General features: G+C 54.1%; 21 protein-coding genes, 1 tRNA gene and 3 rRNA genes. 11 read left to right on the top strand and 14 right to left on the bottom strand.

Annotated elements, in window-relative coordinates:
* From F3I20_RS21635 to rrf (F3I20_RS21650), 4 genes are all read left to right on the top strand, one after another.
* Positions 1 to 238, top strand: a 23S ribosomal RNA gene (locus F3I20_RS21635); the annotation flags it as partial.
* A gap of 212 nt (positions 239 to 450) precedes the next feature.
* Positions 451 to 566 (top strand): 5S ribosomal RNA (rrf, locus tag F3I20_RS21640).
* 14 nt (positions 567 to 580) lie between these two features.
* A tRNA-Thr gene (locus F3I20_RS21645) sits at positions 581 to 656 on the top strand.
* 34 nt (positions 657 to 690) lie between these two features.
* A 5S ribosomal RNA gene (rrf, locus tag F3I20_RS21650) occupies positions 691 to 806 on the top strand.
* Between the two features lie 202 nt (positions 807 to 1,008).
* Here the strand turns inward: rrf (F3I20_RS21650) and F3I20_RS21655 are convergent.
* The 14 genes from F3I20_RS21655 to msrP all read right to left on the bottom strand — a co-directional run bounded on the left by F3I20_RS21655 (position 1,009) and on the right by msrP (position 14,155).
* Positions 1,009 to 1,770, bottom strand: coding sequence for an amino acid ABC transporter ATP-binding protein (locus F3I20_RS21655; protein ID WP_010699823.1), 762 nt, complete (start codon positions 1,768 to 1,770; stop codon positions 1,009 to 1,011).
* Positions 1,771 to 1,778: 8 nt separating this feature from the next.
* Complete coding sequence (locus F3I20_RS21660; protein ID WP_150015679.1) at positions 1,779 to 2,879, bottom strand: amino acid ABC transporter permease; 1,101 nt, start codon at positions 2,877 to 2,879, stop codon at positions 1,779 to 1,781.
* 15 nt (positions 2,880 to 2,894) lie between these two features.
* Entirely contained in the window at positions 2,895 to 4,073 is a 1,179-nt protein-coding gene (locus F3I20_RS21665) for an amino acid ABC transporter permease (protein ID WP_150015678.1), read from the bottom strand.
* A 68-nt stretch (positions 4,074 to 4,141) separates the two neighbouring features.
* Positions 4,142 to 5,167, bottom strand: coding sequence for an amino acid ABC transporter substrate-binding protein (locus F3I20_RS21670; RefSeq protein WP_150015677.1), 1,026 nt, complete (start codon positions 5,165 to 5,167; stop codon positions 4,142 to 4,144).
* A 543-nt stretch (positions 5,168 to 5,710) separates the two neighbouring features.
* Complete coding sequence (gene fis, locus F3I20_RS21675) at positions 5,711 to 6,007, bottom strand: DNA-binding transcriptional regulator Fis (RefSeq protein WP_003855228.1); 297 nt, start codon at positions 6,005 to 6,007, stop codon at positions 5,711 to 5,713.
* Between the two features lie 23 nt (positions 6,008 to 6,030).
* The gene (dusB, locus tag F3I20_RS21680) at positions 6,031 to 6,996 is read right to left on the bottom strand and encodes a tRNA dihydrouridine synthase DusB (protein ID WP_150015676.1); all 966 of its coding nucleotides are present in this window, start codon (positions 6,994 to 6,996) and stop codon (positions 6,031 to 6,033) included.
* 367 nt (positions 6,997 to 7,363) lie between these two features.
* Positions 7,364 to 8,245 carry a 50S ribosomal protein L11 methyltransferase gene (gene prmA / locus F3I20_RS21685; protein ID WP_150015675.1) on the bottom strand — a complete coding sequence of 294 codons (882 nt, stop codon included), beginning with the start codon at positions 8,243 to 8,245 and terminating at the stop codon, positions 7,364 to 7,366.
* A gap of 16 nt (positions 8,246 to 8,261) precedes the next feature.
* A complete protein-coding gene (gene panF / locus F3I20_RS21690) occupies positions 8,262 to 9,707 on the bottom strand; it encodes a sodium/pantothenate symporter (protein ID WP_150015674.1) in 1,446 nt (481 codons plus the stop codon).
* Positions 9,697 to 9,939, bottom strand: coding sequence for a YhdT family protein (locus F3I20_RS21695; protein WP_150015673.1), 243 nt, complete (start codon positions 9,937 to 9,939; stop codon positions 9,697 to 9,699). Before F3I20_RS21695 ends, panF begins: the two co-directional genes overlap by 11 nt.
* A gap of 72 nt (positions 9,940 to 10,011) precedes the next feature.
* Positions 10,012 to 11,361, bottom strand: a complete 1,350-nt coding sequence (gene accC, locus F3I20_RS21700) for an acetyl-CoA carboxylase biotin carboxylase subunit (protein WP_150015672.1) — start codon at positions 11,359 to 11,361, stop codon at positions 10,012 to 10,014.
* Between the two features lie 11 nt (positions 11,362 to 11,372).
* Positions 11,373 to 11,834 (bottom strand): acetyl-CoA carboxylase biotin carboxyl carrier protein, encoded by a 462-nt coding sequence (gene accB / locus F3I20_RS21705; RefSeq protein ID WP_013359212.1) that lies wholly within the window; start codon positions 11,832 to 11,834, stop codon positions 11,373 to 11,375.
* 25 nt (positions 11,835 to 11,859) lie between these two features.
* The gene (aroQ, locus tag F3I20_RS21710) at positions 11,860 to 12,312 is read right to left on the bottom strand and encodes a type II 3-dehydroquinate dehydratase (RefSeq protein WP_033734740.1); all 453 of its coding nucleotides are present in this window, start codon (positions 12,310 to 12,312) and stop codon (positions 11,860 to 11,862) included.
* A 232-nt stretch (positions 12,313 to 12,544) separates the two neighbouring features.
* Positions 12,545 to 13,147 (bottom strand): protein-methionine-sulfoxide reductase heme-binding subunit MsrQ, encoded by a 603-nt coding sequence (gene msrQ, locus F3I20_RS21715; protein WP_150015671.1) that lies wholly within the window; start codon positions 13,145 to 13,147, stop codon positions 12,545 to 12,547.
* Positions 13,148 to 13,150: 3 nt separating this feature from the next.
* A complete protein-coding gene (gene msrP / locus F3I20_RS21720) occupies positions 13,151 to 14,155 on the bottom strand; it encodes a protein-methionine-sulfoxide reductase catalytic subunit MsrP (protein ID WP_150038648.1) in 1,005 nt (334 codons plus the stop codon).
* A 284-nt stretch (positions 14,156 to 14,439) separates the two neighbouring features.
* Between msrP and csrD the strand changes: the two genes are divergently transcribed.
* The 7 genes from csrD (at position 14,440) to yhdP (ending at position 25,423) form a co-directional block, all read left to right on the top strand.
* The gene (csrD, locus tag F3I20_RS21725; RefSeq protein WP_150015669.1) at positions 14,440 to 16,389 is read left to right on the top strand and encodes an RNase E specificity factor CsrD; all 1,950 of its coding nucleotides are present in this window, start codon (positions 14,440 to 14,442) and stop codon (positions 16,387 to 16,389) included.
* A 311-nt stretch (positions 16,390 to 16,700) separates the two neighbouring features.
* Positions 16,701 to 17,744, top strand: a complete 1,044-nt coding sequence (gene mreB, locus F3I20_RS21730; protein ID WP_003855260.1) for a rod shape-determining protein MreB — start codon at positions 16,701 to 16,703, stop codon at positions 17,742 to 17,744.
* 148 nt (positions 17,745 to 17,892) lie between these two features.
* On the top strand, positions 17,893 to 18,921 hold the full coding sequence (gene mreC, locus F3I20_RS21735) for a rod shape-determining protein MreC (RefSeq protein WP_150015668.1): 1,029 nt from the start codon (positions 17,893 to 17,895) through the stop codon (positions 18,919 to 18,921).
* Positions 18,918 to 19,406, top strand: coding sequence for a rod shape-determining protein MreD (gene mreD, locus F3I20_RS21740; RefSeq protein WP_013359205.1), 489 nt, complete (start codon positions 18,918 to 18,920; stop codon positions 19,404 to 19,406). The genes mreC and mreD overlap by 4 nt, the downstream gene beginning before the upstream one ends.
* A gap of 8 nt (positions 19,407 to 19,414) precedes the next feature.
* Positions 19,415 to 20,008 (top strand): Maf family protein, encoded by a 594-nt coding sequence (locus tag F3I20_RS21745; protein ID WP_150015667.1) that lies wholly within the window; start codon positions 19,415 to 19,417, stop codon positions 20,006 to 20,008.
* Positions 19,998 to 21,467: a ribonuclease G gene (gene rng / locus F3I20_RS21750; protein ID WP_150015666.1), complete on the top strand. Its 1,470-nt coding sequence runs from the start codon at positions 19,998 to 20,000 to the stop codon at positions 21,465 to 21,467. The genes F3I20_RS21745 and rng overlap by 11 nt, the downstream gene beginning before the upstream one ends.
* Positions 21,468 to 21,598: 131 nt before the next feature.
* A complete protein-coding gene (gene yhdP / locus F3I20_RS21755) occupies positions 21,599 to 25,423 on the top strand; it encodes an AsmA2 domain-containing protein YhdP (RefSeq protein ID WP_150015665.1) in 3,825 nt (1,274 codons plus the stop codon).
* Positions 25,424 to 25,452 lie beyond the last annotated feature (29 nt).

Below are 25,452 nucleotides of genomic sequence, written 5' to 3' on the forward strand. Positions count from 1 at the left end.
CGGAGTGAACGCACCACTGGTGTTCGGGTTGTCATGCCAATGGCACTGCCCGGTAGCTAAGTGCGGAAAAGATAAGTGCTGAAAGCATCTAAGCACGAAACTTGCCCCGAGATGAGTTCTCCCTGACCCCTTGAGGGTCCTGAAGGGACGTTGAAGACGACGACGTTGATAGGCCGGGTGTGTAAGCGCAGCGATGCGTTGAGCTAACCGGTACTAATGACCCGTGAGGCTTAACCTTACAACGCCAGAGGCGTTTTTGAGAGACAGATTTTCAGCTTTGTTACCGGATAACAGTTGTGTCCTGCGGAGTGAAGTCCGAAGGATTCTGCGCTGAGGCAAGGCGGCAACCGGGCGATGTGAAGGAGCATACTGACGTATGTGACTGAGCAGCGCGAAGGCAGCCAACGCAGCATCAGCACAGAAGACACAGGACAGAGCACAAAGAATTTGCCTGGCGGCTTTAGCGCGGTGGTCCCACCTGACCCCATGCCGAACTCAGAAGTGAAACGCCGTAGCGCCGATGGTAGTGTGGGGCCTCCCCATGCGAGAGTAGGGAACTGCCAGGCATCAAATTTAGTGTGCTGATATGGCTCAGTTGGTAGAGCGCACCCTTGGTAAGGGTGAGGTCCCCAGTTCGACTCTGGGTATCAGCACCAGTTAAGACACGAGTTCGGTAAATAAAAGAATTTGCCTGGCGGCTGTAGCGCGGTGGTCCCACCTGACCCCATGCCGAACTCAGAAGTGAAACGCCGTAGCGCCGATGGTAGTGTGGGGTCTCCCCATGCGAGAGTAGGGAACTGCCAGGCATCAAATAAGAGAGAGCCCTTCGCGTATGCGAAGGGCTTTTTTCGTTGTGGCAAGTCCTCAATCTGCAATAAGGCCCCCCTCTTATCAGCCCGCTTTCCCGTGCCTTTATAACCGCATCCGCTTAATCAACTCAATGCTGCTGCTGTTCAGACCATAAAAAACCCGGCAGCAGGCCGGGTAGTCAGCGAAACAAATGTCCAATCAGTGAATAACCTGCGATAAAAACGCCCGGGTACGCTCCGATTTTGGATTAGCAAAAAACTCCTGCGGTGGCGCAACTTCGACGATCTCACCCCGATCCATAAAGATCACCCGGTCAGCAACCGTTCGGGCAAAACCCATTTCGTGGGTGACGCACAGCATGGTCATCCCATCCTCCGCCAGACCAATCATTGTATCCAGCACCTCTTTTACCATCTCCGGATCCAGCGCTGAGGTTGGCTCATCAAACAGCATAATTTTGGGTTTCATACAGAGTGAGCGAGCGATGGCAACGCGCTGCTGCTGTCCGCCGGAAAGCTGACCCGGAAACTTATGCGCATGCTCTGCAATGCGCACGCGTTGCAGATAGTGCATAGCCAGTTCATCCGCTTCCTTCTTTGGAATCTTTCTCACCCAGGAAGGTGCCAGCGTGCAGTTTTGCAAAACAGTCAGATGCGGGAAGAGATTAAAGTGCTGGAATACCATCCCCACTTCTGTGCGTACGCGCTCAATGTTACGTACGTCGTCATTAAGATGGATACCGTCAACAACAATGCGTCCCTGCTGATGCTCTTCCAGATGGTTGATGCAGCGTATCGTGGTCGATTTGCCGGAGCCGGAAGGGCCGCACAGCACGATGCGCTCACGAGGTTTAACCTGCAGGTTGATGTCTTTCAGTACGTGAAACTGTCCGTACCATTTATTCACGTTCTCAAGCGAAATCATCAACGCGTCGGAAGAGTGTGTCATAGAGTCAGTCATGTAAAACCTCAGTGCGATGTACGCCCGGTGTGAAAGCGCTTTTCCAGATACTGGCTGTAGCGCGACATGCTAAAACAGAAAATCCAATAGACCAGTGCAGCAAAGACATAACCTTCAGTCGACATGCCCAGCCAGGTCGGATCGACCGTTGCCTGCTGGACACTGCTGAACAGGTCGAAAAGACCAATGATGATGACCAGGCTGGTATCTTTAAACAGTGCGATGATGGTGTTAACCAGGCCAGGGATGGTGAGCTTCAGTGCCTGGGGAAGAATGACCAGCATCTGCGTTTTCCAGTAGCCCAGTGCCAGCGACTCTGCAGCCTCATACTGACCCTTAGGCAATGCCTGCAAGCCACCGCGGACCACCTCCGCAACATAAGCAGACTGGAACAGGATTACACCGACCAGCGCACGTACCAGCTTGTCGATAGTCGTACCTTCAGACATAAACAGCGGCAGCATCACCGATGACATAAACAGTACGGTAATCAGCGGAACGCCGCGCCAGAACTCGATAAAGATAATCGACAGCGTGCGCACAACTGGCATCCGTGAGCGACGGCCAAGCGCCAGCAGGATGCCCAGCGGCAGCGCACCGGCAATCCCCACCGACGCGATAATCAGCGTCAGCGTTAGCCCGCCCCACTGACGTGTTTCCACACGTTCCAGCCCCAGATAGCCGCCATACAGCAGGAACCAGACAATCACCGGATAGATGACGGCCCAGGCCGCAATGTAGCGTCCACGATAGGGCAGGCTTTTGAGGAACATCGGCACGATCGACAGCAGACCAATCACCAGCGCCAGGTTAATACGCCAGCGCAGCTCATGTGGATAAAGCCCATACATGAACTGACCGAACCGCGCATGGATAAAGACCCAGCAAGCGCCCTCTTTAGTGCAATCGGCGCGTGTTGTACCAATCCAGTTGGCCTGAAAGATCAGCCAGTTCAGCGCAGGCGGAATGACGTGCCAGATGATCCAGATGCAAAACAGCGTCAGTAACGTATTAAACCAGCTGGAAAATAGATTTTTACGAGCCCAAAGCCAGGCGCGACTGACAGGAGTCGTCGGGACGGGGGGCGTTTCATGCGTAGTGACAGACATAGTTATCCCGTTCTCTTAACGCTCAACCAGCGCAATTTTGCGGTTGTAGAAGTTCATAAGCAGCGATATCAGCAGACTGATAATCAGGTAAACGCCCATTGTGATAGCAATTGTCTCAATGGCCTGACCGGTCTGATTCAGCACCGATCCCGCGAACAGCGACACCATATCGGGATACCCGATAGCAGCGGCCAGTGAGGAGTTCTTCACGATGTTCAGATACTGGCTGGTGAGAGGCGGAATAATGACGCGCATGGCCTGTGGAATAATCACCTGACGCAACGTCACCGGATTCGGCAGACCCAGCGATCGTGCCGCTTCGTGCTGACCATGCGGCACCGACTGAATTCCGGAACGGATCACTTCAGCGATAAACGACGAGGTATAGATCGACAGTGCCAGCGTCAGTGCTGCCAGTTCCGGAATCATCACCGAGCCGCCACGGAAATTGAACCCGCGTAGTTGCGGCACGTCCCAGTGCGTTGCTGCACCAAACCCAAGGTGCGCAAGCAAAGGAAAGAGAATCAGCATTGCAACGGCTGCGGGCCATGTACGCCGTAACTCACCGGTTTTCAGTTGATGCTGACGGTTAAAGCGGTACAGGCCATAGCTGACAGCCACAGCCAGCAGCAGTGCGATAACAAACGGCCAGCTGCCTGGTGCATAGGTTGGCCACGGGACGTAGAGTCCGCGATTGCTGACATAGGCCAGGTCGAACGCATTCAGCGCCTGACGTGGGCCTGGCAGATTGCGTAATACCGCGAAGTACCAGAAGAAGATTTGCAGCAGAGGCGGGATATTACGGAAGGTTTCGATATAGATATTCGAGAGTTTCCGCAGCAGCCAGTTGTCAGAAAGGCGGGCAAGACCGACCGCGAAGCCGAGAATTGACGCAAAAACAATACAGAGTGCAGAGACCAGCAGCGTGTTGGTTAATCCGACCAGAAACACGCGCGCATAGGTATCTCCCTCCGTATACTCAATCAGATGCTGAACGATGCCGAAGCCAGCAGTACGTTCAAGAAATCCAAACCCTGATGTAATACCGCGATTGGCGAGGTTAATGACGGTGTTATGTACCAGATAACCCACCACACCAAGCACCGCGACGACGGCGATGAACTGATAAATCCAGGCGCGAACCGTGGGATTACCAAATGAAAAATCCCTTTTCACGGTTGGGCGTTGTGACATGTTGAAACCTCAGTAACGAAAGCTGGGGTAGGGCACCGCAGAATACGGTGCCCGATTGGTGAGGTCTGTTAACGTACCGGTGGTGCGTACTGAATCCCGCCCTGGTTCCACAACGCATTCTGACCGCGCGCGATCTTCAGTGCACTGTCTTTACCGACGTTACGGTCAAAGCTTTCCTGATAGTTGCCGACCTGTTTGATGATGTTGTAGGCCCACTTGTTATCCAGCTTCAGATCTTTACCAAAATCACCTTCAGCACCCAGCAGATGCGCCATATCTGGCGTGGTCGGCTTAGCTGTCATCTGATCAACGTTCTTCGAGTTGATGCCCATCTCTTCGGCATTCAGCATGGCGTAGAGCGACCATTTAACAATGGTGAACCAGTCATCATCGCCACGACGCACCAGCGGTCCCAGCGGTTCTTTGGAGATTACTTCTGGCAGGACGATAAATTCGTCAGGTTTGCCGAGCTTAATACGCAGGGCATAAAGCTGAGACTGATCAGACGCCAGCGTATCGCAGCGTCCGCTATCCAGTGCCTTAGCCGATTCATCAGAGCGATCGAAGGTCACCGGCGTATATTGCATTTTGTTGGCTTTGAAGAAGTCTGCCACGTTCAGCTCGGTGTCGGTTCCCGCCTGAATACAGACGGTGGCACCATCCAGCTCTTTCGCACTTTTCAGGCCAGCTTTCTGGTGAGTCAGGAAGCCGATGCCGTCGTAATAGTTTACGCCTGCAAACAGGAAGCCCATGCCGCCATCACGCGATGAGGTCCAGGTGGTGTTACGTGAAAGTACATCCACTTCGCCTGACTGCAGCGCGGTAAAACGCTCTTTCGCGGTCAGCGGAGTATATTTCACTTTGGTCGCATCGCCGAATACCGCTGCAGCCGTAGCACGACACACATCCACATCGATACCGGTAAACTTGCCACCAGCATCTGCATAGGAGAAGCCCGGCAGGCCGTCACTGATACCACATTGAACAAAACCTTTTTTCTTTATCGCATCCAGTGTGGTGCCTGCGTGTGCCTGCTGAGCAATGGCAACCAGCGAGGCGGCAGCGATCAGCGTAGAGAGCATCATCTTTTTCATAAAGCATCCTGTGTGGCGGGATCATGTTGTTATGTTTGCGCACTTTAGTGTGCGTTTTTCCTGTCTGTGGCGGTCAGCCATCCACGACTCTGCAAAGCTGATGCCAGGTTTGCGAATCCTGAATTCGTATGAAAGAACGGTTAATAATCAGAAGCACCTTGAAAGTTTCGCTAATATGGCGCACCAAAAGGAAGCAATGCGAGTCGACCCGATCACATTTAGTGCAAATAGTTTCACTATGTGAGAGCAGTGTGAGCGCTCGCTCAGGAAGAAATGTATGAAGGGAAGGCGTTGCTTTTTTATGCGCAGGAAATCACATACCCAGCAGTGACGGGCATAGGCAGCAAGGCTGGAGACAGAATATTATTTAAGTTAAATCCCGGCGGACAAAAGCGAGGGGGTGAAATATCACGCCAGCGATTGCAACTATAGTTACCATACGACAGGTAACTGTTTCACTCTCTCTGCCGTTACTTTGTGCGATGACGCACAAATAAAAACGCCAGCCCGAAGGCTGGCGTGATTAACAGACAGAACTAAAAATCAGTTCATGCCGTATTTTTTCAATTTCTTACGCAGCGTACCGCGGTTAATACCCATCATCAGGGCAGCACGGGTCTGGTTGCCACGGGTATACTGCATCACCATGTCCAACAGAGGCTGCTCGACTTCAGCCAAAACCAGCTCATACAGGTCGCTCACATCCTGACCATTCAGTTGAGCAAAATAGTTCTTCAGTGCCTGTTTAACCGAGTCACGCAAAGGTTTTTGAGTTACCTGATCCTGTGAGTTAACGGTAGAAACGGTCAGTACGTCAGAATTTACGCGTTGTTCGAACATAGTTCTTTCAGCTCTTTATTTCGTTACGCAAGATTTTCGAAGTATGCCTCCAACGCCTCCAGCTGTTCGCTGGCATCCTCTATGGCGTTGAATGTGCGCCGAAACTGGTCATTCGGGGCGTGCTCCTGCAGGTACCAGGAGACGTGCTTTCGCGCTATACGGTATCCCTTGCCTGAACCGTAAAAGTCGTGCAGCTCACGTATATGCGAAACAAGCAAGCGCTTGACCTCTGCCATCGGCAGCGGGGCAAGCAGCTCCCCAGTGTCCAGATAATGCTGGATTTCCCGGAAGATCCACGGTCTTCCCTGAGCAGCGCGTCCTATCATCAGAGCATCGGCCCCTGTATAGTCGAGCACCGCTCTGGCTTTATGCGGGTCAGTTATGTCTCCATTCGCGATAATCGGAATGGAGACACTCTGCTTAACTGTCCGAATGCTGTCATATTCAGCTTCTCCGTTGAACAGGCAGGCACGAGTGCGACCATGTATCGTCAGAGCCTGTATACCGCAGCGTTCAGCCAATTGGGCAATCGCGACACAGTTCCTGTTTTCAGGATCCCAGCCAGTACGAATTTTCAGCGTGACCGGCACATTCACTGCATTAACCACTGCGGCGAGAATAGACTCCACCACGGCGGGATATTGCAGCAAGGCTGAACCCGCCATTTTGCGGTTAACCTTCTTGGCAGGGCATCCCATATTAATGTCGATGACCTGTGCACCAGCCTCAACATTAATGCGTGCAGCTTGCGCCATTTCACTGGGATCGCAACCGGCAATTTGCACAGCGCGAATGCCTGGCTCATCACTGTGAACCATACGTAATCGAGATTTGTCGCTAGCCCAGACTTCCGGGTTAGAAGACAGCATCTCAGAAACTGCCATGCCTGCACCCATTTCGTGACACAGCGTCCTGAACGGCCTGTCGGTAATACCGGCCATCGGTGCTGCAATCAGTCGATTTCTCAGCTGGAGGTTTCCAATACGCATGAAGTCAGAATGGCCATACTGTGTCTGCAAGGCGGCGTATATTACGCATTTTTGCAGGAAGATGAAAGGCCAAACTTTGAACAATCAGCAAGAAAGATCAATGAAATCCGGGTGATGATCGGGTGTTTTTTTAATTACTATTAAATATCAATGGGTTACTTATTTATGCTGAAATTGTGAACAAAAGTTTTTCCAGAAAAGTACGGCAATTCGCCAGATAAAAAACGTCACATGCCGTGATTAACGGCACAACTCTCCATGCCTGCCTGAAAAAGCCCGCAACTTACGCTGCAGGCTGGCTGATTGTGCTGTTTAGCCTCGTTGTGCCAGCTATAGGCATCGCCGTGGGCTAAGCCGGAGGCTGACTTCAGACTTTGATTCCGGTAATCCGACACCACTCCTCTTTCACCGCAACCGGGTCAAGCGTGAACTGACTTTCATAGGCTTCGCAGACACCTTCCGCCTGGCTTTCCAGCACGCCTGACAGCCCGAGGTGACCGCCAGACTTAGGCAGTACGCTGATCAGCGGGGCCAGCTCACGCAGCGGGCCGGCCAGTATATTGGCCACTACCACATCAGCCTGCAGATTGTCAGGCTGCTGGTGGGGCAGATAGAGCGACAGGCGATCGGAGACACCGTTGCGTTCAGCATTATCGCGGCTGGCCTGAATAGCCTGCGGATCGATATCAATGCCGATTGCCTGAGCCGCGCCCAGTTTCAGGGCGGCGATCGCCAGGATCCCGGATCCACAGCCGAAATCGATCACTGTTTTGCCCGCCAGATCCAGCCCGTCAAGCCAGGTGAGGCAGAGGGAAGTTGTCGGATGCGTGCCCGTACCAAATGCCAGGCCTGGATCGAGCATGACGTTGACGGCATCAGGATCCGGAACATCACGCCAGCTCGGACAAATCCAGAGGCGTTCACCGAAGCGCATCGGGTGAAAGTTTTCCATCCATTCGCGCTCCCAGTCTTTATCCTCGATCTGCTCGATCCGGTGGCGAAAACCGTCACCCAGCAGCGGATGTTGTGCCAGTTCGGCAGTAATCAGGGCCATATCTGTTTCTGCATCGAACAGGCCGATAACGTCGGTATCGCCCCACAGGCGCGTTTCGCCTGGTAGCGGCTCATATACCGGCGTGTCGTTGGTATCCTGAAAGGTGACTGAAACCGCACCGATCTCCATCAGCGCATCGCTCAGCGTTTCCGCATGTTCACCTGAGCTGTTAATTTTGATTTGAATCCACGGCATAACGTCTCTCTTTCCGTCAATGTTGCGGCGCGTCGACCACGTGCGGCGCGCGTCCAAACAGGTTGCCCACCAGAAATGCCAGCAGGCTTAAAAGCAGGGAGGGCACAATAGGGTGAAAACCCAGAATCTGCAGGTTAAGGCTCGCCATAAAAGCGTAGCAGCCTCCACCCACTACCATGCCAGTGATGGCACCTGCGGCATTGGCACGTTCCCAGTAGAGGCCCAGAACCAGCGGCCAGAGGAAAACCGCCTCCAGGCCGCCAAATGCCAGCAGGTTGAGCCAGATAATCATATCGGGCGGATTCCAGGCCGCGATCAGCAGCAGGATACCCAGTGCGAAGGTAATGGTGCCAGATAACAGCCGCAGTCGCGTCTCATTTTCCAGCTGCTGTGGGGCAATACGCAGGTAGAGATCTTTAATCAGCGTGGCTGAAGCCTGTAACAGCTGGGCATTGATGGTCGACATAATTGCGGCCATCGGGGCTGCCAGGAACAGACCGGCCGCTAACGGTGGCAGAACAGTAATCATCAGTGTCGGAATAACGCTATCCGGCACGGTCAGATTCGGCAGGACCGCCCGACCCAGCGCACCGGCCAGATGCATACCCAGCATCAACACCACCACGACAATGGTGCCCAGAATAATGGCCCGATGGACGGCCTTACTGTCTTTATAAGAGATACAGCGTACCGCCGTATGCGGCAGGCCAATCACCCCAAAGCAGACCAGCACAACGAACGAACTGAGGAAGGTTGGCGTAATAATCTCGCCCGGCCCCTGTGGCGAAAGCAGAGCAGGATCGATGTCATGCAGTTTCTGCACGGCCGTGCTCAGGCCACCTGCCTGATGAATCACCGCGAACAGCAGCAGAAAAGTGCCAATCAGCATCACAATGCCCTGCATGGCGTCATTGAGCACGCTGGCACGGAATCCACCGAAAGCGGTATAGAGCGCGATGGTGCCACCAAAAATCAGCAGACCGGTGTCATATGGAATGCCAGCGGCGGTTTCGAGCAGCCGCGCACCGCCAATAAACTGCACCGTCATGGCACCGATAAACGCAATCAGCAGACTCAGACTCGCCAGCCAGATCAGCAGCGGGCTTTGATAGCGGGCGTAGAGCATGTCATTCAGGGTCACCGCATTATGCTTACGCGCCAGAATGGCAAACTTTTTCCCCAGAACGCCCAGCGACAGCCAGACGGCGGGCACCTGCACCATCGCCAGCAACACCCACCCCAGCCCATATTTGTAGGCGGCACCGGGACCTCCAATAAATGAGCTGGCGCTGATATAGGTAGTGGTGAGCGTCATCGCCAGTACGAATCCGCCCATGGAGCGGCTGCCAAGGAAATATTCAGTCAGGAAGCTGCCTTCACGTTTTTTTCGGACGGCAAACACCGACAGCGCGGCAATCAGTACCAGATAAATCAGTAACGGCAGGATAATTTCACTGTTCACTTTTATTCTCCAGCGGCATGTCACGGAAAATCACCCGCACCATCATCCAGCACAAAAAAATGAACAACAGGGGAGCAAACAGGCAGGAGAGTTCGAACCAGCGCGGCAGGCCGGTAACACCGATTTCACTGCCACCCAGCCAGGCAGAGAGCCCCCAGGCAACGAGCCAGAGCAGGGTGAGATAAAGCGACCAGCGCGCCTCTTTATGTGCCTGTATAAAACGAGCATCCATGATTCAACCTTAACGCCAGCGGCAAAAGAAAAAGGCCGGATTAACCGGCCTCAGACTGACTCAGCGTTGCGATTATTTCTCGTGCAAGCCGAGTTTTTTCTCCAGATAGTGGATATTGGTTCCACCGTGCTGGAAGTTTTCGTCGGACATGATTTTCATCTGCAGTTCAACGTTGGTTTTGATACCGTCGATGATCAGTTCCGCCAGCGCATTTTTCATACGAGCGATAGCCACGTCACGTGTTTCGCCATAGGTGATCAGCTTGCCGATCATGGAGTCGTAATAAGGCGGTACGGTGTAGCCTGAGTAAATATGCGATTCCCAGCGCACGCCAAAACCGCCTGGCGCGTGGAAGCGGGTGATTTTACCCGGGCTTGGCAGGAAGGTCACCGGATCTTCGGCGTTGATACGGCACTCGACCGCATGTCCGCGAATGATCACATCTTCCTGTTTAATCGACAGTGGCTGGCCCGCAGCAATACGCAACTGCTCTTTGATTAGGTCCACTCCGGTGATCATCTCGGTTACCGGATGTTCTACCTGAATACGGGTGTTCATCTCAATGAAGTAGAACTCACCGTTTTCGTACAGGAACTCGAAGGTACCTGCGCCGCGATAGCCAATCTCAATACAGGCCTGGGAACAGCGATTGCCGATAAAGCGACGCTGTTCTTCTGTGATGCCTGGGCCTGGCGCTTCTTCGACCACTTTCTGGTGACGACGCTGCATGGAGCAGTCACGTTCGCCCAGATAGATCGCGTTGCCCTGACCGTCAGCCAGTACCTGAATCTCGATATGGCGCGGATTCTCCAGATACTTCTCCATGTAAACCATGTCGTTGTTGAAAGCCGCTTTGGCTTCCGCTTTCGTCATGTTGATGGATTCTTCCAGATCTTCGTCGCCGCGCACCACGCGCATACCACGACCGCCGCCGCCGCCAGACGCTTTGATGATGACCGGATAACCGATGCGCTTAGCAAAGGCACGGTTTTTTTCCATATCATCCGTCAGCGAACCGTCAGAACCGGGTACGGTCGGGACGCCTGCTTTCTTCATCGCATTGATCGCAGAAACTTTGTCACCCATCAGGCGAATGGTGTCTGCTTTCGGGCCGATAAAGATAAAGCCGGAGCGCTCAACCTGCTCAGCAAAATCGGCATTCTCAGAGAGGAAGCCGTAGCCAGGGTGAATCGCCACCGCGCCGGTGATCTCTGCTGCAGAGATCAGCGCCGGGATGTTGAGGTAACTTTTGACTGACTGCGCCGGGCCGATGCAGACGGTTTCGTCTGCCAGCAGCACGTGCTTCAGGTCACGATCCGCGCTTGAGTGAACCGCAACAGTCTTGATGCCCAGTTCTTTACAGGCACGCAGAATGCGCAGCGCGATCTCACCACGGTTAGCAATAACAATTTTATCCAGCATGATCTGCCCCGTTACTCGATGATAACCAGTGGCTCGTCAAATTCGACCGGCTGACCGCTTTCAACCAGGATAGCTTTCACCACGCCTGATTTGTCAGCTTCGATCTGGTTCATCATTTTCATAGCTTCGACGATACACAGGGTATCGCCGGCATTCACTTTCTGGCCAACTTCCACAAAGGCTTTCGCATCCGGGCTCGGCGTACGATAGAAGGTGCCTACCATTGGTGAACGCACAATGTGACCGCTGATTTCAGCCGGTGCCGCTTCGGCAACGGCTGCAACAGGGGCAACGGCTGTCGCCAGAGCAGGCTGTTGAACCGGCGCAGCATAAGCCTGCTGCATCATCGGGTAACCCACGTTTGCAGGTGCACGACTGATGCGAACGGACTCTTCACCTTCAGAGATTTCCAGCTCAGAAATGCCAGACTCTTCAACCAGTTCGATCAGTTTTTTAATTTTACGAATATCCATGAGTGGGGTTCCGTACTCAGTTTGATTAATTAGTTTGAGACAGGCGTTTTACTGCCGTTTGTAAAGCCCATGTGTAGCCGTCAGCGCCAAGCCCACAGATCACGCCAGCAGAAACATCAGAAAGATAGGAGTGATGACGGAAGGGCTCGCGGGCATGCACATTGGAGAGATGAACCTCGATAAACGGTATTTCTACCGCCAGCAGGGCATCACGCAGTGCGACACTGGTATGGGTAAACGCGGCAGGATTAATGATGATGTAATCCACATTGCCTTTGGCCTCATGAATGCGATCAATCAGCTGAAATTCAGCATTGGTTTGCAGGTGGCTCAACTCCACATTCAACTGGTCTGCCTGACGAGTCAAATCGTCAACAATCTGACTCAGCGTGGTATGACCATACTTCTCTGGTTCACGTGTTCCCAACAGATTCAGATTGGGGCCGTTTAAAAGCAGAATATGTAATTTATGCGCCATCGTGCTGCCATCTCCCGCAATCATTGAGGCATCGCGTAAAATACCTTGCGAATCTTCATTTGTCACCTTTCAGGCTGAAAAAGAAGACCCGACGAGCAATAAAGCCGGGCATTATATCCGTTTCGTGTCATTTCGCAGCAAAATACTGGTCTTATCTGCGAAGATGATCGGATGTAGCCTGCGGGCCACATCTTTTATCAGAAAACAGCAGAGGAAAACAACGGGTGAAGCGCTAGCGGGGCCACCATTTGAGAAATTTTTTGTAACGCCAGGCTAACAGCAGTGCAGCAATGAGAGCATAGATAAGTGGCTGTGGGGACACGGTTTTCACCGACCAGATATAGTGAATCGGGACCAGAATCGCCACAAGATAGACCGCGTTGTGCAGGGTTTGCCAGCGTTTACCGAGCCTGCGCTGAGCGCGCTGAAACGACGTTAACGCCAGGGCCAGTAATATTAGCCAGCTGATAATCCCCAGTGTCAGATAGGGCCGGGAGATGAGTTCGCTGCCCAGCAGACGCAGATTGTCCGCACCCAGCTCCAGCAGGTAATAGCTCAGCAGATGAAGAGAGGCCCAGACAAATGTCCAGACGCCCAGCAGGCGGCGGGTGCGGATTAGCAGCGGCTGCCTGCCGTAACGCGCCAGCGGTGAGACCAGCAGCGTTCCCAGCAGCAGTTTCAGCGCCATTCGTCCGGTAAAATGCTGAATATCTTTCGCCGGATCGGCACTCAGCCCGCCCTGCATCGCGGCAAAAATCAGGTAAATTAGCGGCAACAGGGCTGCCAGGTGCAGGATCACCTTGAGCCACATGATCTGTTTTATCGACAGGCGCACCACTTAGAAATTCTCCCGTAAATCCATGCCGCGGTAGAGCGACGCCACCTGTTCGGCATAGCCGTTAAACAGCAGCGTTGGCTGACGTTCGACCTTCAGACTGCCGCCTGGGCCAATAAACCGCTCTGTCGCCTGTGACCAGCGAGGATGATTAACGTGGGGATTCACATTGGCATAAAAACCATACTCGTCGGCGGCAATCTGGTTCCAGGTGGTTGGCGGCTGTCTGTCGGTCAGCGTGATTTTGACGATCGACTTAATGCCTTTAAAGCCATATTTCCACGGCACCGTCAGGCGAATCGGCGCGCCATTCTGAGGCGGCAATGCTTTACCATAAACGCCAGTGGTGAGTATCGTCAGCGGATGCATCGCCTCATCCAGACGTAAACCTTCGACATAGGGATAATTGAGGCCTCCGCCAATAAAGCGATCCTTCTGGCCTGGCATCTGCTCGGGATCGTAGAGCGTCTGGAAGGCAACAAAGCGCGCTTTGCTGGTGGGTTCCGCCAGGGAGAGAAGTTTATTCAGCTCAAAGCCTACCCAGGGCACCACCATCGACCAGGCCTCCACGCAGCGCATGCGATAGATTCGCTGCTCCATAGCAAAGCGTTTAAAGATGTCATCCATATCCAGGGTTATGGGCTTCGCCACTTCGCCATCAATGGTCAGTTTCCAGGGCTCTGTTTTCAGTGTTCCGGCATTGGCAGCCGGATCGGCCTTATCCAGTCCGAACTCATAGAAATTGTTGTAGCCGGAAACTTTATCCGCAGGCGTCAGCGTCAGATCGGCCTGATATTGCGCCGGTTTGGTGAAGTCGAGCGGTCGGCCTGCTGGAGCAGGTGGGCGATCGTTGCCTTTGAACCAGCTGAGAATATCGGCATTAGCCACACCCGGCATACCCATCGCCGCAGCGCTGAGTCCCAGCGTTTTCAGCACCTGGCGGCGCTTCATATTAAATATGCTTTCCGGCGTTACGTCGGCTTCGGTCAGACAGGGTATGCGTTTCATGGGGCTTCTCCAGACAGGATGACATCAATCAGCATGATGACTATCGCTGATATCAGCCAGTTTCGCCCTGAAAATGTGAAATTTCCTGGCTGGCCTGTGCGATGAGAATGCGCTGAAAAGTGTCGGGATCAACGTCAGCAATCCTATCCCGACGATATACTTCGGCTTCATGCGACTCGGCGCTGTCGGCAGCGGCAAATTATGCTATTTTGCTCGCGTTTTCGTCAGGCTGACGGTACAAGGTGGGGTGATCCGGTTATCACCGCAGCAATACAGGCACAGGGATGCGATTAACCACAAAATTATCTGCGTTTATTACCTTTTTAAGCCTGCTGGCGATGTCATTGATGCTGGCAGGCTGCGCATTCAGTATTTTCTGGTTCAGTCATCAGCGGGTTGAACATCGGGCGCAGGTGCTGGCGACCGAGATCGATCAGGCGATGTTCTCCGAGACGCCAGAACAACTTCATAACTGGCTTACGCGTATGATGCCAATAATGAATGCCGAGCAGATTTCCCTTCATAACGGCAGGCAGACTTTCCTCACTCTCTCCCGACACGAAAACCAGATGCTGGAAGACGAACCCAATCGTTTTATCCAGGTCGATGTACCTTTGATGCACCAGACCGGCTTACAGCTGCGGGTTGTCACTCTTGATCCTGCCAAAACCTGGCTGCGCTCAATCACCGGCACCTCTACGCTGGGTATTCTTTTTACCGTCATGCTGGTGATGAGTCTGCTGCTGCTGCTGCTGCATCGCTGGCTCAGTCGTCAGTGGCGTGGCATGGAGCACCTTGAAGTGCGGGCAGAGGCGATTATCAATGGCGAACGCGGGGTCGTGCCGAAACGGGATGTGGATGAGTGGCCACCCAGGGCAAGTCGCGCGATGGATGTACTGCTGGCGGATCTGCAGGAAGCGGGCGAACAGCGTCTGCGTATCGACACGCTGATCCGCACCTTTGCCGCGCAGGATGGACGCACTGGCCTTAACAACCGGCTGTTCTTTGATAACCAGCTCGCAACCCTGCTGGAAGATCAGGAAGCTGTCGGCACCCACGGTGTAGTGATGATGGTGCGCCTGCCCGATCTGGACGCACTGAAAGATTCACTGGAGCCAGCGCTGGTTGAGGAGTACCTGTTCAATTTTGTCAACATGCTCTCTACCTTTGTGCTGCGCTATCCCGGCGCTTTGCTGGCACGCTATTTTCGCAGTGATTTTGCCGTATTACTGCCGCATCGCAGTCTTAAAGAGGCAAACAGTATTGCCGATCAGCTGATCAATGCTGTTGATTCTCTGCCACCGATGCGCCTGGTCAATCGCGATGATCTGATCCACATCGGAATCACCGCCTGGCACAGTGGGCAGACCGTCCTGCAGGTGATAGAAAATGCCGAAATGGCCACGCGACGTGCAGCACTGCTGGGGGGGAATAACTGGACTAATGGTGAAGGAAATCCTCAGGATGCCGGGCGGGGCAGTGTGCGCTGGCGAACCCTGCTGGAGAATACGTTAAGCCGCGGTGGTCCGCGGCTGTACCATAAACCCACCGTTAATACCGAAGGTAAAGTACAGCATCGGGTCATGCTGACCCGTATCTTTGACGGCGATAAAGAGGTGCTGGCCGCTGAATATATGCCACTGGTGCAGCAGCTCGGTATGGCTGATGGCTGGGATCGTCAACTGGTCACGCGCATCGCGGCACTCTCTGAACTCTGGCCGGAAGAGACGCTGGTAATGCCGGTGACGATGACCTCGCTCCTGCAACGTTCATTTGTCTTCTGGCTACAGAATATGCTGCTGCAGTGCCCCAAATCACAAAGAAAACGATTTTTATTTGAACTTGCCGAGGCAGATGTCTGTCAACACATCGACCATTTAACGCCAGTATTCCGCGCACTTAAGGCTTTTGGCTGTCGGGTAGCGGTGAATCAGGCGGGTTTAACCGTCGTCAGCAGCGCCTATATACGACAGCTGCCGCTGGAACTGATCAAGCTTGATGCGGGTCTGGTACGCAACATTGAACGGCGGACCGCCAATCAGCTGTTTGTACAGAGTCTGCTGGAGGTCTGTAAGTCCACAGGTATTCAGGTGTTTGCCACCGGTGTCCGCACCAAAGCGGAGTGGCAGACATTAGTGGCGCTGGGGGTGGCAGGTGGGCAGGGCGACTTTTTTGCCCCTTCGCTTCCGGTTAACAGTAACGTGAAGAAGTATTCCCAACGTTACCGTATTTAATGATTTGCTGTCGTAATGACAGAAAATGACGGTTTTTTTTAATGTTAAGCCGCATCTGAACCCATAACTATCGTGCCGGAAATGTTAAATTTTATGTCGGGCATGGTGAGCGGAAATCATGTGCAATGCAGTACTGATGGCGTCTGGTCGCCATTCTGCTGCTACGGATCGCGGGTTCAGATGACTTAAACGCAATCAGGCGTCTTTTTTCACCGAAGCAGAACGTTTTTGCGCCTTGTGGCAGCTTCGTGTGGTTGGTAAAGTAAGCGGATTTTATTTTCCGCCCCCAGCTTGCAGGATTATCCCTTAGTATGTTTAAAAAATTTCGTGGCATGTTTTCCAACGACTTGTCCATTGACCTGGGTACCGCGAATACCCTGATTTACGTAAAAGGACAAGGCATCGTGCTGAACGAGCCTTCTGTGGTTGCTATTCGTCAGGACCGTGCCGGTTCACCGAAAAGTGTCGCGGCCGTGGGTCATGACGCTAAACAGATGCTTGGTCGTACGCCAGGCAATATTGCCGCTATCCGTCCGATGAAAGATGGCGTTATCGCTGACTTCTTCGTGACCGAAAAGATGCTGCAACACTTCATCAAGCAGGTTCACAGCAACAGCTTTATGCGTCCCAGCCCACGTGTGCTGGTCTGCGTACCCGTCGGGGCCACGCAGGTCGAACGTCGTGCGATTCGTGAATCCGCTCAGGGTGCCGGCGCGCGTGAAGTCTTTTTGATTGAAGAGCCGATGGCTGCAGCAATTGGTGCAGGTCTGCCCGTTTCTGAAGCGACCGGTTCAATGGTCGTTGATATCGGTGGTGGTACTACCGAAGTGGCGGTGATCTCCCTGAACGGTGTGGTCTACTCCTCATCCGTACGTATTGGTGGCGATCGTTTCGATGAAGCTATTATTAATTATGTGCGTCGTAACTACGGTTCACTGATTGGTGAAGCGACCGCAGAACGTATTAAGCATGAGATCGGTTCAGCTTATCCGGGGGATGAAGTCCGTGAAATCGAAGTTCGTGGCCGTAACCTGGCAGAAGGTGTGCCGCGCGGTTTCACGCTGAACTCCAACGAAATTCTGGAGGCGCTGCAGGAGCCGTTAACCGGCATCGTCAGCGCGGTGATGGTTGCTCTTGAGCAGTGTCCGCCTGAGCTGGCCTCCGATATCTCAGAGCGCGGCATGGTGCTGACCGGTGGTGGTGCGTTACTGCGTAACCTGGATCGCCTGCTGATGGAAGAGACGGGTATTCCGGTTGTTGTTGCTGAAGATCCGCTGACCTGTGTGGCTCGCGGTGGCGGCAAGGCGCTGGAAATGATCGACATGCATGGCGGCGATTTATTCAGCGAAGAATAATTGCCTCAACCGGCTGAGAACGCAATGATCATGCGAGGGAGTGGCATGTGAGCCGGCGAAATCTATGCCGGTACAGTGCGTTCAGCCCAGGGAAGCACGGTGTTTGGCCGTCGCTTCCTCTCCTGTTGTCGAGGATCACGCAGATTATATGAAGCCGATTTTTAGCAGGGGACCTTCCCTGCAGTTGCGTCTTTTCCTGGCGGTCATCGTGGCAATTGCCATTATCATTGCCGACAGCCGTGTGAGCTCTTTCACCCAAATACGCAACTATCTGGATACGTCGGTCAGTCCGTTTTACTTCCTGGCTAATGGGCCACGTCAGTTGCTGGATGGCGTGTCGGAGTCGCTGGCGTCGCGTCAGCAACTGGAGCAGGAAAACAAAGCGTTACGTCGTGAGCTCTTCCTGAAAAACAGTAACCTGCTAATGCTGGGGCAATATAAGCAGGAAAACGCACGCCTGCGTGAACTGCTGGGTTCACCGCTGCGTCAGGATGAGCAAAAGATGGTGACGCAGGTGATCTCTACCGGCACCGATCCTTACACCGACCAGGTAGTGATCGACAAAGGCAGCGTTAACGGTGTTTATGAAGGTCAGCCGGTCATCAGTGACAAAGGCGTGGTCGGTCAGGTTATCGCCGTTGGACAGCTCACCAGCCGTGTTCTGCTGATCTGCGATGCGTCACACGCGCTGCCTATTCAGGTGTTGCGTAATGACATTCGTGTGATTGCCGCGGGTAACGGCTGTACTGAAGATCTTCAGCTTGAGCATCTGCCGGGTAATACGGACATTCGGGTCGGCGATGTGCTGGTGACGTCAGGTATCGGGGGTCGTTTTCCTGAGGGTTATCCGGTGGGCGTGGTCTCCTCAGTGAAAGTGGATACTCAGCGCGCTTACACGGTGATTCAGGCGCATCCGACCGCGGGTCTGCAGCGTCTGCGTTATCTGCTGCTGCTGTGGGGTGCGGATCGTAATGGCGATATGCCGCTGCCGCAGGATGAGGTTCATCGCGTTGCGAATGAGCGTCTGATGCAGATGATGCCGCAGGTCTTGCCGCCTGCGGGTGAAATGGGTCCGCCTGCGCCTGCCACACAGATGGGGCCGCCTGCTCCGTCGACAGTCAGCAGTGGCAGTAGCGGACAGAGTAACTCCTCGCGTTCACGCGGGGGTCAGCCTTGAGTCGATATCGCAGCCAGGGACGTTGGGTCATCTGGCTCTCTTTCCTGGTCGCGTTAGTCCTGCAGATCATGCCATGGCCGGATGAGATTTATATGTTCCGGCCTTCATGGCTGCTGCTCATCCTTATCTATTGGGTTCTCGCACTGCCGCATCGTGTCAACGTCGGCAGCGGATTTATGCTGGGTGCCATCATGGATTTGATTGCCGGGTCCACGCTTGGCGTGCGTGCGCTGGCGCTCAGCATCATCGCCTACCTGATAGCCTTTAAATTCCAGTTATTCCGCAACTTAGCGTTGTGGCAGCAAGCGTTAATGGTTATGGTGCTGTCACTGGCGATGGATGTGATTGTCTTCTGGGCAGAATTCCTGGTAATCAACGTTTCATTCCGACCTGAAATTTTCTGGAGCAGTGTTGTCGACGGTATTCTCTGGCCCTGGCTATTCTTACTTATGAGAAAAATTCGTCGCCAGTTTGCTGTTCAATAAGGAAATTTATGTTAACCCTCTATCTTGCTTCCGGTTCACCGCGTCGTCGTGAGCTGTTAACTCAACTTGGCCTGACATTCGAGCGCATCGTGACTGACGTTGAAGAGCAGCGTCAGCCGAATGAAGCGGCGGAGTGCTATGTCCGTCGCCTGGCCAATGACAAAGCGCAGGCGGGTGTAAAACTGGCCGCGCAGGATTTGCCGGTGCTGGGCGCAGATACGATTGTCGTGCTGAATGGTGATGTGCTGGAAAAACCGCGCGATGCCGCCGATGCCCAGGCAATGCTGCGTAAACTCTCCGGTCATACGCATCAGGTTATGACGGCAGTAGCGCTGGCCGACAGCCAGCAGGCGCTGGATTGCATCGTGACCACTGATGTGACATTCCGCACCTTAACTGAGAGCGACATCGACGACTATATCGCTACCGGTGAGCCGATGGATAAAGCGGGTGCATACGGCATTCAGGGCAGGGGAGGAAACTTTGTCCGCAAAATTAATGGAAGTTACCATGCAGTGGTCGGATTACCGTTGGTTGAGACAGCGGAGCTGCTCAGCCATTTCCAGTCACTGCGTGCCGTAAGGGGTCAACATGACGGCTGAATTACTGGTTAACGTCACGCCTTCTGAAACACGCGTTGCCTACATTGACGGCGGCATCCTTCAGGAAATCCATATTGAGCGTGAAGCGCGGCGCGGCATTGTTGGCAATATTTATAAAGGGCGGGTAAGCCGTGTTCTGCCAGGCATGCAGGCCGCCTTTGTCGATATCGGCCTGGAAAAAGCGGCCTTTCTGCACGCCTCTGACATCATGCCGCATACGGAATGTGTGGCGGGCGACGAAAAGAAAAATTTCATCGTGCGCGATATCGCCGAGCTGGTGCGTCAGGGGCAGGATCTGGTGGTTCAGGTGGTCAAGGATCCGCTTGGCACCAAAGGTGCCCGGCTGACCACGGACATTACCCTGCCTTCGCGTTATCTGGTCTTTATGCCAGGCGCATCGCATGTCGGTGTCTCTCAGCGCATCGAGAGTGAGAAAGAGCGCGATCGGCTTAAAGCGGTAGTCGCTGACTACTGTGACGATTTGGGCGGCTTTATTATCCGCACCGCTGCAGAAGGGATTGGCGAAGAGGAGCTGGCGCAGGACGCGGCTTTTCTCAAACGTCTTTGGACCAAAGTCAGCGAGCGTAAAAAGCGCAACCAGACCCGCTGTCTGCTCTATGGCGAGCTGGCCCTGGCACAGCGTATCCTGCGTGATTTTGCGGGTGCAGCGCTGGATCGCATCCGGGTTGACTCGCGTCTGACCTGCGACATGCTGGTGGAATTTACCAGTGAATATATCCCCGAGATGGCCGGTAAACTGGAGCTCTACAACGGTAAACAGCCTATTTTTGACCTGTTTGACGTTGAAAATGAAATTCAGCGCTCGCTGGATCGTAAAGTTGAACTAAAGTCAGGCGGCTATCTGATCATCGATCAGACCGAAGCAATGACCACCATTGATATCAATACCGGCGCATTTGTGGGTCATCGCAACCTCGATGAGACGATATTCAACACCAATGTTGAAGCCACTCAGGCGATCGCGCGTCAGCTGCGACTCCGTAATCTGGGCGGTATCATCATTATCGACTTCATCGACATGAGCAATGAAGACCATCGACGCCGGGTACTGCATTCACTGGAAAGCGCGCTCAGTAAAGATCGGGTTAAAACCGGGATTAATGGTTTCTCGGCGCTGGGTCTGGTAGAGATGACGCGTAAGCGTACCCGTGAAAGCATTGAGCATGTCCTGTGCCAGGATTGCCCGGTCTGCAAAGGGCGCGGCACCCTGAAAACGGTTGAAACAGTCTGCTATGAAATCATGCGTGAGATTGTACGGGTTCACCACGCCTATGATTCTGACCGTTTCCTGGTCTATGTTTCACCGACAGTGGGTGAAGCGTTAAAAACCGACGAGTCTCATGCGCTGGCTGAAGTGGAAATCTTTGTTGGTAAGCAGGTTAAAGTTCATGTTGAAGCGCTCTACACTCAGGAACAGTTCGACGTGGTAATGATGTAACGTCAGCCCGTTATCGGGCTGAATAAACGCCCTTGTTTGGGATAAAATGCGCGTTTCAACGCTTTTATCTGAAGACGGTCGGGTATGAGAACCAACTATCCGTCGTTTACGGAACACAAGGAGAGGCGTGAGTGAGGCAGTTGCCGAGGATTTTGTTACTGCTGGTCGCGGCAATCATCGTGATTGTCGCGCTGCTGGTCAGCGGATTGCGTCTGGTTATGCCGCATCTCGACAGCTATCGCAACAACCTTCTGCAATTCATCTCCGACAAAACGGATGTGCCGGTCAACGCCAGCCAGTTACAGGGTAAATGGGAGAATTTCGGCCCAACCCTTCAGGTTCGTGACCTCAGCGTCGATCTGCATGAAAACGGCAAACTCACGATTAAACGTATCAATCTGGCACTTGACGTCTGGCAGTCTCTGCTGCACTGGCGCTGGCAGTTCCGCGATCTGACCTTCTGGCAGCTGCATCTCGACACGAATCGCCCCTTACTCGACAACGACAAAGAGAAAAACAGCTTCCGTCCGGCACAGATTAACGAGCTCTTCCTGCGTCAGTTTGACCACTTTGACCTGCGCGACAGCACTATTCGTTTCCGTACCCCTTCCGGCCAGCATGCTGAGCTGGCGATCCCCCGACTCACCTGGGTCAATGAAGATAACCGCCATCGTGCCGAAGGCGAAGTCAGTCTGTCGAGCTTTACCGGTCAGCACGGCGTGGTTCAGGTACGGCTTGACCTTAACGACAGCAACGGTTTACTTAATGACGGCCGCATCTGGATGCAGGCTGATGACGTCGACATGCGTCCATGGCTGGGCCGCTGGGTGCGCGACAATACCCGGCTGGACAGCGCCCGCTTCAGCCTGGCGGCCTGGGTCAACCTGCGCAATGGCGACATCTATGCTGGCGATCTGCTGTTGCGCAAGGGCGGTGCCAGCTGGCAGGGTGAAACCGGACGACACCGCATAGAGGTTGATGGGCTGACCGCGCATCTGTCACGCTTCCAGAATGGCTGGGTGGTCAATGTGCCGCAGACCCGGCTCAGCACTGACGGCGAGGCCTGGCCCGCCGGCCACTTCTCGCTGTTATGGCGTCCTGAAGATAAGCAGTTGCTGGGGCCGGATGGTCAGCAGGAAGTGCGGGTGCGCGCCACACAGTTGGTGCTCAGTCATATTGCGCCGATCGTTCCGCTATTTGCGCCGCTCTCTCCGGCACTGTTTGAAAACTGGCAGACGCTGCAGCCACAGGGCACCATCGATGGCCTGGCGCTGGATATTCCATTACAGCAGCCTGAAAAAACCCGCTTACAGGTGAAGTGGCGTGATTTCAGCTGGCAACACTGGAAACTGCTGCCGGGCATCAGTCACCTGAGCGGAGAAGCACGCGGCAGCCTGAGCCATGGTCAGGTCAGCGTGGATATGGGCGCGGCAACCGTCCCCTATGGCGATATGTTCCAGGCTCCGTTAGAGATTAAGCGGGTGACCGGGGCGCTGCGCTGGCTTAAAGATGAACATGGCCTGACGCTGGCGGGTGAAAATCTTAACCTTGAGGCTCGTTCGCTCTGGGCACGCGGCGATTTCAGCTATCAGCAGAATAGCGGCGGCGAGCCCCGTCTGGATATTCTGGCGGGTATCCGGGTGACCGATGCAGGCGATGCGTGGCGCTATTTCCCGGTACCGCTGATGGGTAACGGGCTGACGCACTATCTGAGTGGGGCAGTGAAGGGCGGTAAGGTGGACAACGCCACACTGCTGTTTGCCGGTAACCCGGCGCTGTTCCCGTTCAAGCATAATGATGGCATGTTCCAGGTTTGGGTGCCGCTTCGTCAGGCAACTTATGCATTTCAGCCCAAATGGCCAGCGATCAGTCATCTCGATATCGACCTTAACTTCCTGAACGACGGTCTGTGGATGAATGCGCCAGTGGCCAGACTGGGCGAGGTGGAAGCACGCAACGTCAGCGCGGTAATCCCCGACTACCTGAAAGAGAAGCTGATCATTGATGGTGATATCAGTGGTGAAGGCCAGCAGATCGCTGACTATTTCGAACAGACGCCGCTCAAACCTTCGCTGGGTGCTGCGCTAAAGCAACTGGAGATTAAAGGCCGTGTCGGTGGCCATCTGAATCTGGACATTCCACTGGATGGAGAGCAGGTACATGCCCGTGGTAATGTCGATCTGAACAATAACGCGCTGTTTATCAAACCGCTAAAAACCACCCTCAACAACCTTTCTGGCCGCTTCCGTTATGATAACGGCAATCTGGCCAGTGAGGACCTGCGTGCGAACTGGTTTGGACAGCCGATGGGCGTCCGTTTCAGCACCCAGGAGAACCCGGATGACTTTGGTGTTAACGTCAAACTTCAGGGCGACTGGCAACCCGCGAAAATCAGTCAGATTCCGGCAGTCGTCAGCAAGCAGCTCGGCGGGCATCTGCCGTGGCAGGGCGACGTCAATATTACGTTGCCCCATCATGGCGGGGCACGTTATGACGTGGCGCTGAACGGTAATGCTAAAGAAGTAAGTAGTCACTTACCCGCGCCGCTTGATAAGAAAGCCGGTGAGGCGATGCCAGTCGCCATTCAGGCCAGTGGGGACCTGAACCATTTCGATCTCAGCGGCAGCGTCAATGCAAACCACCGTTTTAACAGCCGCTGGTTGCTGGAGCCGACGCTGCGCGTAGATCGTGGCATCTGGCTGAATGATACAAAGAAAACGCCTGCGCTACCCGACCATGAGGGGATGATACTGAATCTGCCTGCGCTGGATGGTGAGGCCTGGGTAGCGCTGATGGCTGCAGGCGGCTCTGCGGGTGCGTCAGACGGCGACGGCGACTTCCAGACCGGTGGCGTTACAGTGCCGGGTAACATCACGCTGCGCAGTCCGGCGGTCACGCTGGCCGGACAGCAATGGCATGAGGTTGAGGCGACGCTGGCACAGCGTTCAGGTGGCAGAGGACAGGTCAGCGTCAATGCGAAAGAGCTGCGCGGTGAACTGGCGATGGCTCCCAAAGCGCCATGGCAGGTGAACCTCGATTACCTTTACTACAATCCGCAGTGGGAGAACGATGCAGGCAAGGGCGGCAAAGCGGCTTCTCAGCAAACCACAAACATTAACTTCAGCCAGTGGCCCGCCTTACAGCTGCGCTGTAAAGAGTGCTGGGTACTGGGCCAGAAATATGGTCAGGTATCCGCGACGCTGCAACCTGAAGGAGATACGTTAGCGCTTACTAACGGGAAAGTGGATACCGGCAGTTCGCAGCTGAAAATCAATGGTGAGTGGGTCAACCGTCCGCAAGACCAGCGCACCTCGCTGAAGGGCACGCTTAAGGGGCCGAATATTAATAATGCGACCAACTGGTTTGGCGTGAATACCCCGCTGCGTGATGCGCCCTTTGATATTACTTACGACCTGCACTGGCGCTCTGCACCCTGGCAGCCCTCCGCAGAGACGCTGAGCGGCACCCTGAAGACCCACTTTGGCAAAGGCCAGATCGCAGATGTGAACACCGGCACGGCGGGGAAAATTCTGCGGCTGGTCAGTTTTGATGCGCTGCTGCGCAAACTGCGCTTCGACTTCAGCGACACCTTCACCAACTCTTTCTATTTCGATTCGATTAACGGCACGGCCTGGATCGAAAACGGCGTCATGCGCACCGATAACCTGCTGGTGGATGGACTGGAAGCGGACATCGCCATGCAGGGCAATCTCGATCTGGTGAAGCGTCAGATCGATATGGAAGCAGTGGTTGCGCCTGAGATTTCTGCCTCTGTCGGCGTAGCGACCGCCTTTGCGATTAATCCGGTGATTGGCGCGGCGGTATTTGCTGCCAGTAAAGTTCTGGGACCCCTGTGGAACAAGATATCGCTGCTGCGTTATCACATCAGTGGCCCACTGGATAAACCGGAAATCAATGAAGTCCTGCGTAAACCGCGAGAAACAGACAACAAGTGAATTTGACGCCGTACCGGAATTACCGCAGG

This window comes from Candidatus Pantoea gossypiicola (genome assembly GCF_008632075.1).
GTDB classification, from domain to species: Bacteria; Pseudomonadota; Gammaproteobacteria; order Enterobacterales; family Enterobacteriaceae; genus Pantoea; species Pantoea gossypiicola.